This window comes from Photobacterium sp. WH77 (assembly GCF_022014395.1).
In the GTDB taxonomy this organism is placed as follows: Bacteria; Pseudomonadota; Gammaproteobacteria; order Enterobacterales; family Vibrionaceae; genus Photobacterium; species Photobacterium arenosum.
Genome location: NZ_JAKLTE010000012.1, coordinates 71,900 through 87,790 on the forward strand (window position 1 = coordinate 71,900; position 15,891 = coordinate 87,790).

Sequence of the window (15,891 nt, forward strand, 5' to 3'; positions counted from 1 at the left end):
TGGGATTTATTATGAAACTGAATGCAAGATCTTTGCTGCTGCCACTCACGGCTTTGGCGCTGACGGGCTGTGTCGATCGGCTGGACAACTGGAACGACAGCCAGAAGACGACTGAAAACTATCTGGAAACCGCCACTTATCGGGTGAATGCCGCGCAATTGCAACCCTCGTTGCAGGCTGCTCTGCGCCCGCTGGCTGAGCGGCTGGAAGACGGCATACTCAGGGTGACAATCACCGGTCCGGCTGAGCCGCGCCAATCACTTGAGTTATCGGTTGTATTGCAGCAGCAACTGGCGATGCCAACCCTGGTGGAGCATCATCCTGCCAACCAGTCCGGATACCAGGTTGCTCTGACGGTGACGTTGCAGCCGCATACCTGCCGTTATCAGCAGGGGCCGGCCGAGGTATCGATGAATACCTGTTTACTGAAACGCAATCAGTTCCGGGCTATGACAACCACAGCTCACTGGTTCGAAGGTGCGGAGTATGAAGTGACATCCAGCGCGCTCGATGTAGGGGCCGTGCAGCGTCTTTATGACGACAAGATCAAACATGCCAGCAGCCAGAGCACAACAGGGGAGTAAAGTCATGCGTAAACAACAGCAACTGGTGGCCTTTGTCCTCACTGACGCAAGCCGCCACAGCCTGAACTTAATCGGTGAGCAGCTCCCGGATGTGGTAATGACAGTCCGGGAGGGCGATATGCAGGCTGCCTGTGATTACTGCCTGAATCAAGGCGCACCCGATGTGCTTATCGTGGATGCCGGTGATTGTGGCAAGCTGGAGTCTGACCTATCCGGGCTGGCGCAGTGTTGCCCGCCAACGATGAAACTGGTAGTGCTTGGCCAGCGGCAGGATCTGAATGTCTACCGCCGTCTGATGCAGCTGGGAGTGAGCGATTACCATGCAACACCGCTGGATGCGGATGCCCTGCGCCTGAGTTTGCTGGCCATGGTGGATCGCCCTGCAACGGCGCCTCTGCGCCGCGGCCGAGTGATTGCTGTTGTGGGCTCAGGAGGCGGTGTCGGCACCAGTACCGTCGCGGCCAATCTGGCCTGGCTGCTGGCAGATGAACATCATCAGCACGTTGCGCTGGTTGATCTCAACACTTATCACAGCCAGCACCCCATTTTATTGGGGGTTGATTATGAGCATATCCAGCACTCAATTTTTACTGAGGCCGAGCGATTGGATGACACATTATTGAGCCATGCGGCCCATCAGGTCAGTGAACGCTTGCACCTGTTTTACAGCCAGGACGGGGTTCAGGACTCTCCTGCCCAATTGTCGCAGGAGGTTATCAGCAGTGTGGCTATGGTTGCCGGCCATTACAGCACTGTGGTGGTCGATGTGCCTGACCTGCGCGATCCGGCCTGGCGTGCATTGGCTGCGCAGGCCGATCTGTGCCTGATACTGCATGACAGCAGTCTCAGTGCAATGCGGCTGCTGAATAAATGGCAGTTCCGGCAGGCCAGCACGCATCAGCGTCGTCTGCTGGTGGCTAACCAGTGCCGGACGAAAACCAGCCGGGTACCTGAGGCCGAAATGGCGCAGGCGTCAGGATTACAAACCCTGATGACACTGCCGTTTGATGCCGCTGCTGTGGTGAAATCGGAGCAATCAGGTCAGCCAGTGGCCTGCGTGGGCGGTAAGCTGGCTAAACAGCTGAGAAAGCTGACTCAGACAGTGATCAGTGGCGGTGCTTCCATTGCCGTGAAACGGAGTGCGGCATAATGTTTGGTAAACATACCCCGCCAGCGCTTGCGATGCAGGAAGAGGAACTGCTGACGATGTCAGAGCAGGCCAGAGAAGCCTTCTATCAGCAGGTTGAACCGTCGGTGGCTGCCAAGCTGTCGCCTCAGGCGCTGGCGCTCAAGGTCAGCGATGCTTTGCACGTGATAGCCGCCAGAAAACTGTTGCCCTATAACAGTGGCGAGTTGGCACTGCTGACCAGACAAATGGTGGATGAGATGATCGGCATCGGGCCGATCCAGCCGCTGCTCGATGATCCGAGTGTCTCCGATATCCTGGTCAACGGTCCGCACAATGTGTATGTCGAGCGATATGGCAAGCTGGAGCGAACTAAGATCCGTTTTCACGACAAACAGCATGTTCTGAATGTGGCGCAGCGGATCGTCAACGCTGTGGGGCGTCGGGTGGATGAGTCGACGCCTATGGTGGATGCCCGGCTGGCCGACGGCAGCCGGGTAAACGTTATTGCCCCGCCGCTGGCACTGCACGGCACGACCATTTCTATCCGTAAATTTCCGGCCAGCCGCCTGACACTGGACGCACTGGTCACGAATCAGAGCCTGTCGCCGGCCATGGCTCAGTTTCTGGCCCTGGCCGCTAAAGGGCGATTTAACATTCTGGTATCGGGCGGAACCGGTTCGGGGAAAACCACGCTGCTCAATGCCCTCAGCCAGCATATTGGTGATGACGAGCGCATCCTGACCATTGAAGATGCTGCTGAGCTGTCGCTGGATCAGCCGCATTGGGTACCGCTGGAAACCCGCAATGAAAGTGCGGAAGGGAAAGGCGAGGTGACCATTCGTGCTCTGGTACGCAATGCGCTGCGGATGCGGCCGGACCGCATCATTCTTGGCGAGGTACGCGGGGCGGAAGCGTTCGATATGCTGCAGGCCATGAATACCGGCCATGATGGCTCCCTCTGTACCCTGCATGCCAATAACCCGCAAGATGCCATGATCCGCCTGTCGAATATGCTGCAGATGGGCGCAGAAAAGCTGTCAGAATCGATTATTCAGTCCCAGATTGTCAGTGCGGTCGATCTGGTGGTGCAACTTGAACGGATGCGGGACGGCAAGCGTCGGATCACGGCCATCAGCGAAGTGGCCGGGATCAGCAAGGGCGCGATTCAGATGAAGCCGATCTTCCGTTTTCGCTATCAGCATGTTGATCACTCTTGTATCCAGGGTGAGTTTGATGCCTGCGGGATGTCGGAGGCGCTGCTGGAAAAAGCCGCGCAGTCCGGGTTGGATCAGGCCATGAGCGTCTGCAGTCTGCCGCTTGTCCAGCAAGGAGAGGCAGTATGCTGAGTATTACAGTGCTGCTAAGCCTGCTGGTGGTGTCGGTGTGGCTGATGATCCTCGGCTTGTGGTGGCAGGCTTATCGTCAGCGGGAATGCTGGCAGCAACAGGCGCAGCGCTACAGCCAGTTTCGTGCACCCGCTCAGCAGGAAACGCGCACTTTGCCTGAATGGTATCTGACCATGGCGACCGTGCTGGGGGGGAAACGTGTGCAATTCTGGCAACGTGCCGTCCCCGCGGCTGTGGTGGCGATCACGCTGCTGCTGACGGTCAACGGCATGACCTGGTTTGTCGCATTGAGTCTTTCGCTGTCTGTGACCGCGCTTGGCGTCTGGGTTGTTTATCATCAGTTGCAGCAACAGGCATTGGATGCTTTTCGTGATCAGCTGCCGGAAGTGATCGACGGTATGATCCGGGCGGTGCGTGTGGGCGCACCAATGGCTGATACCTTTGCGGTGATCGCCGATCAGTACGGGGAAGCGGAGGATCAACGTGCCGTGGTATCCCGCCTGTTCGGGCAGATGCATGACGAGCTGCGTGTCGGCCAGCCGCTTACCGACGTGCTGGCCAAAGCGTCAGCCAGAATGCCGGTGGCAGAGTTTCGCTTCCTTACCGTAGTGCTGAGCTTGCAGCAGGAAACTGGTGGCCGGTTGTCTGAGGTACTGAATCAGCTTGGCGATACCCTGCGCGGACGTAAAGAACTGCAAGCCAGTGTGGCCAGTATTACGTCGGAATCGCGCAGCTCAGCCAAAGTGCTGGCGGCGCTACCGGTTCTTATCGTACTGGTGCTGTTCAGTGCCGGACGGGAACATTTCGATTATCTGATGATGACTGTGCAGGGCCAGATGGTGGTCGGCTATGTGATCGGCAGTATTTTGTTCGGGCTGATGCTCATCCGCCGCCTGACCCAGATAAAGGCTTAATTGTTATGCCCATTCCTTTGATTTCTTCTTCCCTGATACTGGCAATAGCGCTGCTTTGGCTGGTTGTCGTGTCATGTGCATTGCTCTGGTATCAACAGCGTCAGCATGCCCGTTGGGCTGTGCAGCGGGTACGCTATTGCATGGAAAACGTCTCGGAAAAAAGCGCTGAACGTCAGCACTGGCTGGCACGGATTGGCCGCCGCTATCCGGCGTCGGCGGCAGAGAAACAACGTCTGCTGAAAATGCTGGCTCAGGCCGGTATTGATAGTGACGATGGTGTCGCGAGAGTATGCGGGGCCAAATGTCTGAGCGGCATGGCGGCGGTCGTGGTGGCTCTGGTGTGGCGCTGGCAGGGCGAGTTGACGGCTATGTTGCTGATGGCATTGCTGTTTGCCTATGTGCTGGGGGCTAACCTGCCTGAGTACTGGCTGCGTCGCCGCTCTTTACGTGTCAGGGAGCAGCAACGCCGTGCTGTACCGGATGCCATTGATATGCTGGTGATCACAGTGGAAGCCGGGCTGTCACTGGATCGCGCGCTGGAGCGTGTCGGACGTTATCTGCAAGCGAGCGAACCCCGTCTTGCCGAGCAATTCCTGCGCACTCATGCCGAAGTACAGGTCATGGGCGATCCCGCGCAGTGCATGAAAAAACTGGCCTGGCGAACCGGCCTGCCTGAGCTGGAACGGCTGGCTTCAACGCTGGCAATGGCCCAGCGTTACGGGTCGCCGCTGGCCGATACCATGCGCACCATCAGCAAAGAAGCCCGTCAGATGCGCAAGATAGCGCTGGAAGAGCAGGCGGGCAAGTTGCCGGGACGTATCACCTTAATCCAAATGGGCTTTATCATGCTGCCACTGCTGGTGTTAATCATAGCCCCTACCCTGAATCTGCTGATTGAAAGCCTGAGTGAATAACAGGAACACTTTGATGAATACGACTACTTCTGCTCAGTTGTTACTGCGCAACAGCCGCTATGTCTGGATTGCACTTGCCGCTCTGGCTCTGAGTGCCTGCAGTCGTCACGCCGATACCGTCAGCACCAAGGCTCAGACCAATGCCATGGTTGTGGCGCAAACCGCTTTCGACTCGCATCAGTATGTCAAAGCGGAAACCCTTTACCGGAAGATGCTGGATACGTCTGCGCCCTCCGGTGAGAGGGGGCAGCAAAACCCGCGGGCTACTCCTTTCTTTCAGCAAGCCCTGCTGATGCTGGCACGCAGTCAGTACCAGCAGGACAAGAAACAGGCGGCCAGAGATACGCTGCAGCAACTGCTGGAGATGCAAGGAGAACTCGCCCCGGAGGCTGCCTATTATCTCGGAAAATTCAGCCTGGATGATGGCAGGGTAGAACGGGCACAGGCTGCGTACCACCAGGGGCTGGCATTACAAGGCTTGACTGCGATTCAGGAAGCCAAATTACGCAACGGCCTGGGCGTTGTGCTGTTAAATCAGAACAGTTACGTGCAGGGACGAGCCGCTTTCTCGCGGGCTGTGACGCTGGCTCCCGACGATGCATACTATCGCGCCAATCTGGCGCTGGGCTGGTTAATGGATGGCGAGGTGCGCACGGCAAGGGAGGTCTTCGCCCCGTTGCTGCACTATCAGCAGTTGCCCCCTCGGGTGGAGATGAACTATGCCCTGTTATTGCTGGCGGAAGGGCAGGAGCAACAGGCCAGGCTGATCCTGTCCCGCTTCATGTCGCCGACTCAGGTTGATCACGATATACGCAGGCTGTCAGCCCGTTTTGAGCAGATACAGCTACTTCCGCTTCAAGGTCAGTCCTGATGCATCAACCGGTTCAGACTTCCTGTCGCCAGCGGGGCGTGGTCAGCGTGGAAATGGCCTTTTTGCTGCCTGTCTTTATCGGGTTGTTGCTGCTGTTTGCAGACGTGGTGCGAGTGCACTGGCAATACAGCACCCTGGAGCATGCCATGCGACGAGTATTGCGCGAACACATGGTCGACAGCGTTCGGGGAGGGCTGCCCAGCGCGACAGTGCTGAAACAAGATATTCAGGCCAGCCTGATAGGTAAACCGGATTTCAGTCTGTCCGTCACCCGTTATGGTTCGCTGGCCGAGATGCTGCAGGCAGACGGCGGGCTGGCACCAGACGAGGCGATCCCTCTGGCGCCGTCTGATCCTGTATTGCGGGTGACAGCTGTACTAAAGCCGGCCATGACTGTGTATCCCCTGTTTTTTGCCAAAGCGCGGACCCTGGAATACCGAACGACCTTGATCATGCTTTCAGACAGGATGCCAGAATGAGCCGACGTGACTTTTCTTTAACCGGTTCGGGTTTCCCGGCCAAACAGCGCGGTGCGGCCAGTGTTGAAGCCGTGTTTGTCTTCGGCTTTCTGGTGCTGTTCATCCTGTCCTGCTCTGACTTACTCAGTGTGCTGCGTTTGCAGCAGCGGCTGGATAATCTCGCATATAACCTGACGCAGATGGTCAGCATGACAGCATTTACCCCCAACACTGACGCGGACAATCCCTTTACCTTCTATGGCCGGTATGCAGAACAACAGGTAACAGCACTGACAGGCAAACAGCTATCCGGCAGCCAGTACGGTTTGGCTATCGGCTGGCGAAACCTGGCGACAGGTGAGGAGGTCAGTGTGGTCAAAGAAGGGTTGTGTACAGAAGTCAGCGACTGGCCAACTCTGACCCGGGGCATATTCGTTCGGGTCTCCTTGTGCCTGAAAACCGGCGAAGTGGCCTCCGGCAGCTGGCTGAACGAATGGCTCACCGGGACAAACTTGCGTGCCGGTTATGTACAGGAGATACAATGACAGTCTATGTATATCGTCAGAAAGGTGCCTTCTCTGCCGGTTTTATCCTGATGTTGATCGGCGCCGTGGGATTTCTCGTCACCGTCAGCACCATCATTCGTGCTTATCATGACCATGACAGATTGAGCGGTGTGGCGGATATTGCCTTGCTGTCGGCCTCGGACAGTGATGATCCATCCCGGGATGTGGCAGCCCTGCTCACATCAAACCGCATCGATGCCAGCGCACAGATTCAGTCAGGTGAGAACGGGGCCAGCCTCCGGCTGACAGGCAGCAGTCAGGACATTCCTATCGGGGTTAAAGCTGCGTCGCGGATTGTGCAGAGCACGGTAGAAATTGCCGTAGTGGTGGATGTGTCGGATTCGATGAAAGGAGAGCCGCTCAATCAGGTCAAGAAAGGACTGGTGGATTTTGCTGATGTGCTTTTTGCCAAAGAAAGGCGCAATGATAACCGAGTGATCAGCCTGATCCCGGCCAGCGGCTTGGTGAACATTGGGCCGTATCCTCAGTTTTTCGAGCCGTCCAGTTTGCAGCCGCCCTTCAACCTGCAAACCCTGTTTAAAGAGAAGAACTGGCACAGCTTTTTGCACCCTTCCGTACCGGGACGGGACAGGCAGGCGTTTTGCGCCAGATTGGCGGAGGACAGCAGTGGGTTAACACAATCGCGTGAAGTCTCGTCGCGCTGGGTTCGGCAGCTGGAACTTGCGCCGTCCCGCGGTCAGCAGATTGAGCTGTTTCATACCACGCAGCGTCCAGCCGGCAGCCGCTATGCCGATGGCACAGCGCTGAAAGCTTTTTATCCGTCAGATAACCCGGAACATGCTTATCGTGAAAATGCCCTGGCTTCGCTGGGCCTGTTTGACTCGCTGGACTGCGGTGTCAGTCCAATTATGGCGATGGCAAAAACGCAGCATGAGTACCAGCAAGGCATAGAGCAGCTTTATCCGGGCAATAATACCAACACCGCAGAAGGGGTGCTCTGGGCATGGCGACTACTCTCGCCCCAGTGGCAGGGACTGTGGCGGGAAGCCATGGCCGATCTGCCGCGTAGCTATGAAATGCCGAATAATGTCAAAGTCATGGTGCTGCTGTCTGATGGCGAGCACAGGGTCAACCCTGCGATACGCGACAGAAAACAGGTGGCGATATGCCGTGAAATGAAAAAGCAGGGTATCCAGGTGTTCAGTATCGGCTATGGCAACAATGCCCAGATTGTGCGCCAGTGTGCCAGTCCCGATGGCTTCTATACCGCGAATGAACGCAATATACGCACGGTTTTTAGCGTGATTGCCAATACCATCAATGACATTTCATTGGTGAAATAAAAAGCGTTATAACCGTCACAGACCGGTTTTACACTGTAAACCGGGTCTGTGACTTCTCTGCGTCCCACTTCCGCCACCTTTCATCGCCATTGACAACACGTCAAAAAATCGCTGCTGGCTATACTTAACTGGAATCGACATATCATTGCTGTTTTGCCTTTGTTCACAGGAGCACATGGATGAAAGTCACCCTGATAGTCGGCACTGTCTTACTGCTGGCTCTGGTTCTTGGTATTGGTTATACCGAATACCAGCGACGTGCTCAGACACTGGTGAAGCAGTCACGCCCTGTGCCCAATGTGGTGGTTCAGCCGGTAGTGCGGCAAAACGTTGCCCGTCTTGTCGAAGCCCTTGGCACGGTGAAATCGCGCGAGTCAGTACAGATCACCGCAAAAGTGACGGAAAAAGTCGATCGTATCCATTTTGAAGACGGTCAGCAGGTGAGGGCGGGGGAGTTACTGCTCACGCTGACCTCGGGTGAACAACAAGCCAAAGTCAGGGCGGCACAGGCCAATCTGGACGAACAAAGGCGGGAATACAAACGCATTGAAGGTCTGGTTCGCCGCAACACTGTGGCGCGTTCTGAGCTGGATAAACTGCGGACGGGGATTGAAGTGGCCAGAGCCATCCTGGCTCAGAATCAGGCTGAGCTGGAAGCCAGAACCCTGCTGGCACCTTTTTCCGGTGTGCTGGGGTTTCGCCAGATCAGCCAGGGTGCGTTGGTGACGCCTGGTATGGTGGTCACCACCCTGGATGCCCTGGATACGGTTAAACTGGATTTTTCTGTGCCTGAACGGTTTCTCGGCCAGATTGAGCCTGGTGCTCAGGTGGAAGGAAGCGTCGCCGCTTTTCCCGATCAGGTTTTTTCCGGCAGGGTTTCCACGGTCAACAGCCGGGTCGACCCTCAGACGCGGGCCGTTGAGGTGCGGGCCAGAGTCGACAATCCACAATTGCTGTTACGGCCCGGTATGCTGATGACACTGGCGCTGACATTAGAATCCCGTGCCGGGCTGGTGGTTCCTGAAGAAGCGGTGATCCCGCGTCAGGCGGAACATTTTCTGATGGTCGTCAACGGCGAGAACGTGGTTGAACAGCGGCTGGTTGAGCTGGGTTTTCGCAGTCGCGGTGAAGTGGAAATTCTCAGCGGTGTGCAGCAAGGCGAGCAGGTGATCACCCGGGGGATGGATAAAGTCCGGCCGGGACAGACAGTGACCACTCAGCCTGTGGAGCATTTCACCTTCCGGGAGGCCGCCCATGTTTCTGACTGATCTGGCGGTCCGGCGGCCAGTCTTTGGCTCAGTGATCAGTTTGCTCTTGATTACTTTCGGGCTGGTGGCCTATGAAAGGCTGCCGCTGCGCGAGTATCCGGATATCGATCCGCCGATTGTTACTATTTCAACCAACTACCGGGGGGCATCGGCAGCCATTGTGGAAAGCCGGATCACCCAGATTGTCGAGGATCGGGTGTCTGGCATTGAGGGGATCCGCAATATCAGCTCCACCAGCAGTGACGGCCGGTCGGATGTGACGCTGGAATTTGGCATCGGGCGCGATATCGACGCCGCCGCGAACGATGTGCGTGACCGTATTTCCGGTATCCTCAATAATTTGCCGGACGAAGCGGACCCGCCTGAAGTGCAGAAGGCGGAGGGCAACTCCGAAGTGATCATGTGGCTCAATCTGGTCTCAGACCGGATGGATACCCTTGAGCTGACGGATTACGCCAACCGCTATCTGGTCGATCGCTTCTCTGTGCTGGACGGTGTGGCGGCGGTGCGTATCGGAGGCGGTAAAGAATATGCGATGCGGATATGGATAGACAGGCAAAAACTGGCTGCCCGAAGGCTGACGGTGTCCGATGTGGAAAACGCACTCAGGGCCGACAATGTTGAGCTGCCGGCCGGATCGATCGAATCGGAAAACCGCCAGTTTTCTATCCGCACTCAGCGCAGTTTTCTTGTTCCCGCGGATTTCTCCCGCCTGGTGATAGGTATAGGTGAAGACGGCTATCTGATCCGCCTGGCGGATGTGGCAAGTGTGGAACTGGCGGCGGAAGAAGAAAAAATCATGTTTCGCGGCAATACGCAGGACATGATAGGACTGGGGATTAACCGGCAATCGACCGCCAATACGCTGGAAGTGGCTCAGGCGGTGAACGCGCTGGTCGCCCAGCTCAATCCGACCCTGCCTGACGGTATGGAAATCAAAGAATCCTATGACTCCTCGGTGTTTATTCAGGCATCAATCGATGAGGTCTATAAAACCCTCTTTATTGCCCTGATCCTGGTCATCATCACGATTTACCTGTTCCTCGGCAGTGTTCGCGCCATGCTGATCCCGGCACTGACTGTGCCTGTGTCTTTGATCGGGGCCTTCATTATTCTCTACGCCCTGGGCTATACCATCAACCTGCTCACCCTGCTGGCGCTGATCCTGGCCATCGGGATAGTCGTCGATGATGCCATTGTGATGCTGGAGAATATTCACCGCCGTATCGAACTGGGCGAATCGCCGCTGAAAGCCGCTTTTCTGGGGGCGAGGCAGGTCAGTTTTGCCATTGTTGCCACCACAGTGGTGCTGATTTCCGTGTTCCTGCCGATTGGTTTTCTTGAGGGCGATCTGGGCAAATTATTCCGGGAATTCTCGGTCGCCATGAGTACCGCGGTGATCCTGTCTTCACTGGTCGCACTGACGCTGACGCCTATGATGGGGTCAAAAATTATGCAGCAGGTCGAGAGTGAACCCTGGCTGGTGCGTAAAGTCAGTGCTGTGCTGGGGGCGGTGACGGATTTTTACCGCGCATCGCTGATGAACTGGCTGCGCCGGCCTTATCTGATCATTGGCATTCTGGTGGTGATGCTGTGCGGCAGCGTCTGGCTGGCGACCCGTATCCCGACGGAATTTGCGCCCCGGGAAGACAGAGGTGCCATGTTCATTCTGATCAATGGCCCTCAGGGCGCCAGTTTTGAATACATGCAGCCCTACATGAATGAGATTGAGCACAGGCTGATGCCAATGGTTGAGAGCGGGGAAATCATGCGCTTGCTGGTTAGGGCGCCGCGGGGCTGGGGCCAGCTGGAAGATTTCTCCAACGGTTTTGCCATTGTGGTGCTGGAAGACTGGGATGAGCGGCGCAATGCGTTTGTGATCATTCGAGATATTCAGCAGCGCCTGAGTGATCTTGCCGGGGTGTCGGCATTCGCTGTGATGCGCCAGCCGTTCGGGCGCGGAGTTAACAAACCGGTGCAGTTCGTGATTGGTGGCGGCACCTATGAGCAGCTTGCCCAGTGGCGTGACATTATCATGGAGCAGGCCGCGAATAACCCCGGACTGGAAGGCCTGGATCATGACTACAAAGAAACCAAGCCTTTGCTTGGGGTGGATATTAACATCGAGCGGGCAGGGGACTTAGGCGTTTCAGTGACGGAAATCGGGCAGACGCTGGAATCTATGCTGGGCTCCCGGGTCGTGACCCGCTACGAATGGCGCGGGGAAGAATACGATGTGCTGATCGAAGGCCAGCCGGCGCGACAGAATACCCCGCAGGATCTTAGCAATCTGTACGTGCGTTCACGGCATAATGGTGAACTGATCCCCTTATCGAACCTGGTAACTGTGTCTGAATATGCCGATGCGCCGACCCTGAACCGGTTCAACCGGATCCGCGCGGTCACCATAGAGGCTAATCTTGCTGATAATTACACTTTAGGAGAAGCATTAACCTATCTGAACGGACTGGTCAGGCAATATTTACCTGCTGATGCGGTGGTGAACTATAAAGGCCCGTCGCAGGATTTTCAGACCGCCAGCCATTCAATTCTCTTTGTGTTCGCCCTCGCGCTGGCGGTGGTGTTTCTGGTGCTGGCGGCCCAGTTCGAAAGCTATATTCACCCGCTGGTGATCATGCTGACCGTGCCGCTGGCAACCTTCGGTGCCTTGCTGGGACTGTACTTTACCGGTCAGACCCTCAACATTTATTCGCAGATAGGCATCATTATGCTGGTGGGACTGGCGGCGAAAAACGGGATATTGATTGTCGAGTTTGCCAATCAGTTGCGCGATCAGGGCAAAGCCTATCAAGACGCAGTCATTGATGCGGCCTGTGCCCGCCTGCGTCCGATTTTGATGACAGCCATCACCACGGCTGCCGGTGCGGTTCCTTTGATCCTGGCGACCGGCGCCGGGGCAGAAACAAGGCTGGTGATCGGGATAGTGGTGTTGTGCGGCATCAGTGTTGCGACCTGCTTTACCTTACTGGTGATCCCTGTGGTGTACCATCTGCTGGCCCGCCACACCAACAGCCCGGAATTTGTTACCCGCCAGCTGGAGAAAGAGCTGGCGCAGGACAATACTGTGCTGTTGAAAAAGAAACGGCTGGGGTGAGCTGGCATAGCAGCTTGTGGTAATGAATAACATCAGAGGCACAGCGGGCAACAAAAACTCACAATGCAGCCATAGCTTCGCTGCATTGTGAGTTAAACGTACATAAACAGTGGCGCTACTCAGATGCCATCTTGTCCGGTCCACGACCAGCCAGGGTAAAGCACGCCATTCACTGTGGCATTGTTGCCTGAAATGATCGAATGGGGTTTATCAACCGCTTTCCAATTGTCCGCTGTTGAATGCTCTAATTCAAAGACCACATTGCCCCAAAGATCATACGGGCCGGTGATTGAGGAATTGCGATAGGCGCCAAACAGGGTTTGTCCTCCCATCATCAAATGTGCCACTGAGCTTTGTCTGTTGATATCTACCGCCGCTTTACTCCAGATCATCAGCACGTTTATCTGGGTGCCATTGTCGCCCAGAAAATAGCCGTTGCCTGACACTTGTACCGAATTAAACTGGTTGGCCGCGCTGGACTGGGCGGAGGACGTGTCGCTGACATTGAGGGTATGTAACTGGTTACTGTCCTTAAAATCGGCAAATGAATTGCCCGCGACCCGGATCGCATTGCCTGTCATATTGGTCACGGTCAGGCTGCTGCTTTCACTGACGGTAAATTGTTCCAGCGGGGTGTCTGTCGTACTGGTGGCATCCGTGGTGACATTATCCAGTGTCACACTGCTGTTGGCCTTAGCCAGCACGGCAGGTACATCGACGGGCACTGAAATGTGGACATCTCGCAGCGTGACGGCAGCAGACTGAATGATAATGGCAGCACTGGGCTGCACCTGCTGATCCAGCACGATAGCACCGCCGTGGGCGCCGTCGCTGGTGATCTCAATCCCGCTCTGGTCGATGAGCAGCGGGCCCTGGCAGTGGCCAGTGATAGTTATTTTGATCGGACCGGAAAGCCAGATTCTGTTTTCGAGAGCACTTTTCAATGCATGGGGTCTGCGGTGGCAATTGATTGACAGCTGCTTGGTTTTCTTGCTGTTTAGCCTGCTGTCTGCACTGTGGTTGCTTTGTGTGGAGGCTGGCATTGCTTCCGCAGCAAGCTGTTTTGCATGAAGACTGGGTGAAACCATGACGGACGCGATGAAGGCCGAACTAAACAGAGAATAGGCGAAACCTTTCACGAGCCGCGGTCTTGATATAAACATAAAAATCCTTTTTCCTGTGGGATGAAGACGCTGGTGGTTAATGAATCTGGTTAATGAGTCTGGTGAATAAATCCACCTATGTATAAAACACCATTTTTATACGTGGGCGTGCATATGTTAATGGCTGTGAAAGGTTTTTCTGTTGCTAGGAAACGATTTTAAGATCGGCGCAATACAATTTTGTCGACCGGATGGTGCAGATAACCGGGAGTTTGTGGGAGATGCGGTTATTTGCTGTTTTCACCGTTTCACCCGGTATGTCGGGATTCACCCATACAGCAAACGGAAAGTCGGGCACTTTTCGGATATTTATCAGTCCAACACCTCATCAGCGGCCCTGAAAGGTTTTGTTGCTGAATATTTGGCGAAGTCGGGCCGTATTGAGATGGCTCAGTATCAGGAGAAGGTATGAATACAAAGCGACTCTTGTCTATTGCGATTAGTTTGGCTCTGGCGGGTGCGCTGGCAGGCTGTGATAAACCCGCTTCCGAAAGCGACATGTCATCAAATGCTGCACCTGCTCAGACGCAGGTGGCCGATCAGCAGACGACAGCCTATGTAGACACAGAACACAATGCGCGTAATTCGCTGGACTGGAATGGCACTTATGTCGGTACGATTCCCTGTGCAGACTGTGAAGGTATTGAAACTGTCCTTGTTCTGGATCCGCAGGGGACATTTGAACTGACTGAAACCTATCTGGGCAAAGATGGTGAGCAGTTTTCCGATCGGGGAAAATTTAGCTGGAATGACGCAGGGAATACCATCACGTTAACCAATGACAGCGGTGAAGGCATTCAGTTTTTTGTCGGAGAGAACCAGTTGTTTCGATTGGATCGTCAGGGCCAGCGTATTACCGGCAGCTTGGCTGATATGTATGTGCTGACTAAACAACACAGCCAGTGATAACCGCGGCGGCGGTGTTTTATCGCCTGCCTGGTGTTTGCCGCTGGATCTTTGTCTCTTAAACCGCCCTTCACGTTGCTGTTTCTTCAGACAGTCAGGCAGATAAGCAAACCTGGCTGTCTGATTTCCCGTCAGAGAAATTTACACCCTGTGTCCAGATCTCCTCTTATCGTGTCAGTGTTTTTTACATTGCAATATTGATGCTGAAAAAACCTGCTGCTTTTCATTGGCTTATGTTTTGGCATGTAAGCTGCAATAGCTTGTGCGAACACAAAAACACGAACATAAATCAACACGGCATAACACAAGTAGGGAGCAAGATGATGAAATCGCTTATAAAGACAGGGGTAGCAGCCCTTGCACTGCTGGGTGGTTCGATGAGTGTGTCGGCGGCACAAATCGACTTCACGGACGGTGCTTATTCAAGCCTGAATGGAAATCAAACCAGTACTGTTGGCGGAATAACGTTTTCTTCGTACCGTTATTATGTCCCCGGGTTGTTTCAGGATGGCATTATCACTGGCGATCAGTCACTGGTTAATTTGTCACACAGCGGGCAAGGTATCGGCGTCAATAGTATTTCTGACGGTGGCCTGATCGACAACACGTTGTTGCTTGGCGATGATAACTTCAAAGTGGATGGTCATGAGTTTCTGGTGCTGAGCTTTGATCAGCCTTCGACAGTAGAAGGTTTATATCTGAACAACCTGAATCTGCTGGAATCGGCGACAGCTTATCTGATTGACGATGGTTTCCCGGAATTTGAACTGAACATCAATACCAATTTACTGGGGATTGATGATTTATTGACGGCTCTGACGCCAAACGAGCTGAATTTCCAGGGCAATTACTGGGATCTGGATGGCGAAGACAATGTCAGACATATTATTCTGTCGGGCGTATTGCTGTCAGATTTTTATCTGGCCGGTATTGATTACATGACTTCCGGCGGACCAGGAAATCCGATTCCAGAACCCGCCAGTTTACTGTTGCTGATGACAGGCTTAGGGCTGCTGGGCTGGCGTTCGCGCCGCAAAGGGGCTGGGCAGCAAGCGCCGTTACTGGCGTAAACCGGGTTCAACACTACCTTTTCATATCTGTGAAATGCTTTGATGTTCCGGCGAAGTATGATACTCGCCGGATTTTTTTCTGTAATCGACGCAAGGAGTTGCAGCGATATCACGAAATACCCAACAAAGAAGTGCCACATGAAAGGGAAATTTGCCTAAAATGTAAGTGTCATTTTCACGTAAATGTGATCGTGTTAACTAATAAGTTTGTAGCAGAGCCAGAACATCAAAAGGCCGCATTACAACAAAACAGCACTAAACAATCACATATTTTCCCGAGTTG

Annotated in this window: 15 protein-coding genes; 14 read left to right on the forward strand and 1 reads right to left on the reverse strand. The window is 54.7% G+C overall.

Annotated features, from left to right (window positions below; all coding sequences use genetic code 11):
• Window positions 1-11 precede the first annotated feature (11 nt).
• From L6J37_RS13395 to L6J37_RS13445, 11 genes are all read left to right on the forward strand, one after another.
• A complete protein-coding gene (locus tag L6J37_RS13395) occupies window positions 12-584 on the forward strand; it encodes a hypothetical protein (RefSeq protein WP_218385083.1) in 573 nt (190 codons plus the stop codon).
• Between the two features lie 4 nt (window positions 585-588).
• On the forward strand, window positions 589-1,734 hold the full coding sequence (locus L6J37_RS13400) for an AAA family ATPase (RefSeq protein ID WP_237795450.1): 1,146 nt from the start codon (window positions 589-591) through the stop codon (window positions 1,732-1,734).
• Window positions 1,734-3,059 (forward strand): CpaF family protein, encoded by a 1,326-nt coding sequence (locus L6J37_RS13405; RefSeq protein WP_237795451.1) that lies wholly within the window; start codon window positions 1,734-1,736, stop codon window positions 3,057-3,059. Before L6J37_RS13400 ends, L6J37_RS13405 begins: the two co-directional genes overlap by 1 nt.
• The gene (locus L6J37_RS13410) at window positions 3,053-3,973 is read left to right on the forward strand and encodes a type II secretion system F family protein (protein WP_218385086.1); all 921 of its coding nucleotides are present in this window, start codon (window positions 3,053-3,055) and stop codon (window positions 3,971-3,973) included. The genes L6J37_RS13405 and L6J37_RS13410 overlap by 7 nt, the downstream gene beginning before the upstream one ends.
• A gap of 5 nt (window positions 3,974-3,978) precedes the next feature.
• A complete protein-coding gene (locus L6J37_RS13415) occupies window positions 3,979-4,887 on the forward strand; it encodes a type II secretion system F family protein (protein WP_192016151.1) in 909 nt (302 codons plus the stop codon).
• A gap of 13 nt (window positions 4,888-4,900) precedes the next feature.
• Complete coding sequence (locus L6J37_RS13420) at window positions 4,901-5,758, forward strand: tetratricopeptide repeat protein (RefSeq protein ID WP_330872798.1); 858 nt, start codon at window positions 4,901-4,903, stop codon at window positions 5,756-5,758.
• Window positions 5,758-6,237 (forward strand): TadE/TadG family type IV pilus assembly protein, encoded by a 480-nt coding sequence (locus L6J37_RS13425; RefSeq protein ID WP_218385090.1) that lies wholly within the window; start codon window positions 5,758-5,760, stop codon window positions 6,235-6,237. Before L6J37_RS13420 ends, L6J37_RS13425 begins: the two co-directional genes overlap by 1 nt.
• Window positions 6,234-6,761: a TadE/TadG family type IV pilus assembly protein gene (locus L6J37_RS13430; RefSeq protein WP_237795452.1), complete on the forward strand. Its 528-nt coding sequence runs from the start codon at window positions 6,234-6,236 to the stop codon at window positions 6,759-6,761. The genes L6J37_RS13425 and L6J37_RS13430 overlap by 4 nt, the downstream gene beginning before the upstream one ends.
• A complete protein-coding gene (locus L6J37_RS13435; protein WP_237795453.1) occupies window positions 6,758-8,086 on the forward strand; it encodes a vWA domain-containing protein in 1,329 nt (442 codons plus the stop codon). The genes L6J37_RS13430 and L6J37_RS13435 overlap by 4 nt, the downstream gene beginning before the upstream one ends.
• A 179-nt stretch (window positions 8,087-8,265) precedes the next feature.
• A complete protein-coding gene (locus tag L6J37_RS13440) occupies window positions 8,266-9,354 on the forward strand; it encodes an efflux RND transporter periplasmic adaptor subunit (RefSeq protein WP_225445206.1) in 1,089 nt (362 codons plus the stop codon).
• Window positions 9,341-12,469, forward strand: coding sequence for an efflux RND transporter permease subunit (locus L6J37_RS13445; protein ID WP_237795454.1), 3,129 nt, complete (start codon window positions 9,341-9,343; stop codon window positions 12,467-12,469). The genes L6J37_RS13440 and L6J37_RS13445 overlap by 14 nt, the downstream gene beginning before the upstream one ends.
• Window positions 12,470-12,588: 119 nt before the next feature.
• On the opposite strand, the gene L6J37_RS13450 is transcribed toward L6J37_RS13445, so the two are convergent.
• The gene (locus L6J37_RS13450; protein WP_192016157.1) at window positions 12,589-13,632 is read right to left on the reverse strand and encodes a hypothetical protein; all 1,044 of its coding nucleotides are present in this window, start codon (window positions 13,630-13,632) and stop codon (window positions 12,589-12,591) included.
• Window positions 13,633-13,774: 142 nt separating this feature from the next.
• Between L6J37_RS13450 and L6J37_RS13455 the strand changes: the two genes are divergently transcribed.
• The 3 genes from L6J37_RS13455 (at window position 13,775) to L6J37_RS13465 (ending at window position 15,608) form a co-directional block, all read left to right on the forward strand.
• Complete coding sequence (locus L6J37_RS13455; RefSeq protein ID WP_192016158.1) at window positions 13,775-14,044, forward strand: hypothetical protein; 270 nt, start codon at window positions 13,775-13,777, stop codon at window positions 14,042-14,044.
• Window positions 14,041-14,538 carry a copper resistance protein NlpE gene (locus L6J37_RS13460; RefSeq protein ID WP_192016159.1) on the forward strand — a complete coding sequence of 166 codons (498 nt, stop codon included), beginning with the start codon at window positions 14,041-14,043 and terminating at the stop codon, window positions 14,536-14,538. The genes L6J37_RS13455 and L6J37_RS13460 overlap by 4 nt, the downstream gene beginning before the upstream one ends.
• Before the next feature lie 320 nt (window positions 14,539-14,858).
• The gene (locus L6J37_RS13465; protein ID WP_218385096.1) at window positions 14,859-15,608 is read left to right on the forward strand and encodes a PEP-CTERM sorting domain-containing protein; all 750 of its coding nucleotides are present in this window, start codon (window positions 14,859-14,861) and stop codon (window positions 15,606-15,608) included.
• Window positions 15,609-15,891 lie beyond the last annotated feature (283 nt).

Coding starts and splice junctions, on each gene's coding strand:
- L6J37_RS13450 (WP_192016157.1), bottom strand. CDS start 13,632: ATGTTTATATCAAGACCGCGGCTCGTGAAAGGTTTCGCCTATTCTCTG.
- L6J37_RS13410 (WP_218385086.1), top strand. CDS start 3,053: ATGCTGAGTATTACAGTGCTGCTAAGCCTGCTGGTGGTGTCGGTGTGG.
- L6J37_RS13460 (WP_192016159.1), top strand. CDS start 14,041: ATGAATACAAAGCGACTCTTGTCTATTGCGATTAGTTTGGCTCTGGCG.
- L6J37_RS13465 (WP_218385096.1), top strand. CDS start 14,859: ATGATGAAATCGCTTATAAAGACAGGGGTAGCAGCCCTTGCACTGCTG.
- L6J37_RS13395 (WP_218385083.1), top strand. CDS start 12: ATGAAACTGAATGCAAGATCTTTGCTGCTGCCACTCACGGCTTTGGCG.
- L6J37_RS13405 (WP_237795451.1), top strand. CDS start 1,734: ATGTTTGGTAAACATACCCCGCCAGCGCTTGCGATGCAGGAAGAGGAA.
- L6J37_RS13445 (WP_237795454.1), top strand. CDS start 9,341: ATGTTTCTGACTGATCTGGCGGTCCGGCGGCCAGTCTTTGGCTCAGTG.
- L6J37_RS13400 (WP_237795450.1), top strand. CDS start 589: ATGCGTAAACAACAGCAACTGGTGGCCTTTGTCCTCACTGACGCAAGC.
- L6J37_RS13430 (WP_237795452.1), top strand. CDS start 6,234: ATGAGCCGACGTGACTTTTCTTTAACCGGTTCGGGTTTCCCGGCCAAA.
- L6J37_RS13425 (WP_218385090.1), top strand. CDS start 5,758: ATGCATCAACCGGTTCAGACTTCCTGTCGCCAGCGGGGCGTGGTCAGC.
- L6J37_RS13435 (WP_237795453.1), top strand. CDS start 6,758: ATGACAGTCTATGTATATCGTCAGAAAGGTGCCTTCTCTGCCGGTTTT.
- L6J37_RS13440 (WP_225445206.1), top strand. CDS start 8,266: ATGAAAGTCACCCTGATAGTCGGCACTGTCTTACTGCTGGCTCTGGTT.
- L6J37_RS13420 (WP_330872798.1), top strand. CDS start 4,901: ATGAATACGACTACTTCTGCTCAGTTGTTACTGCGCAACAGCCGCTAT.
- L6J37_RS13415 (WP_192016151.1), top strand. CDS start 3,979: ATGCCCATTCCTTTGATTTCTTCTTCCCTGATACTGGCAATAGCGCTG.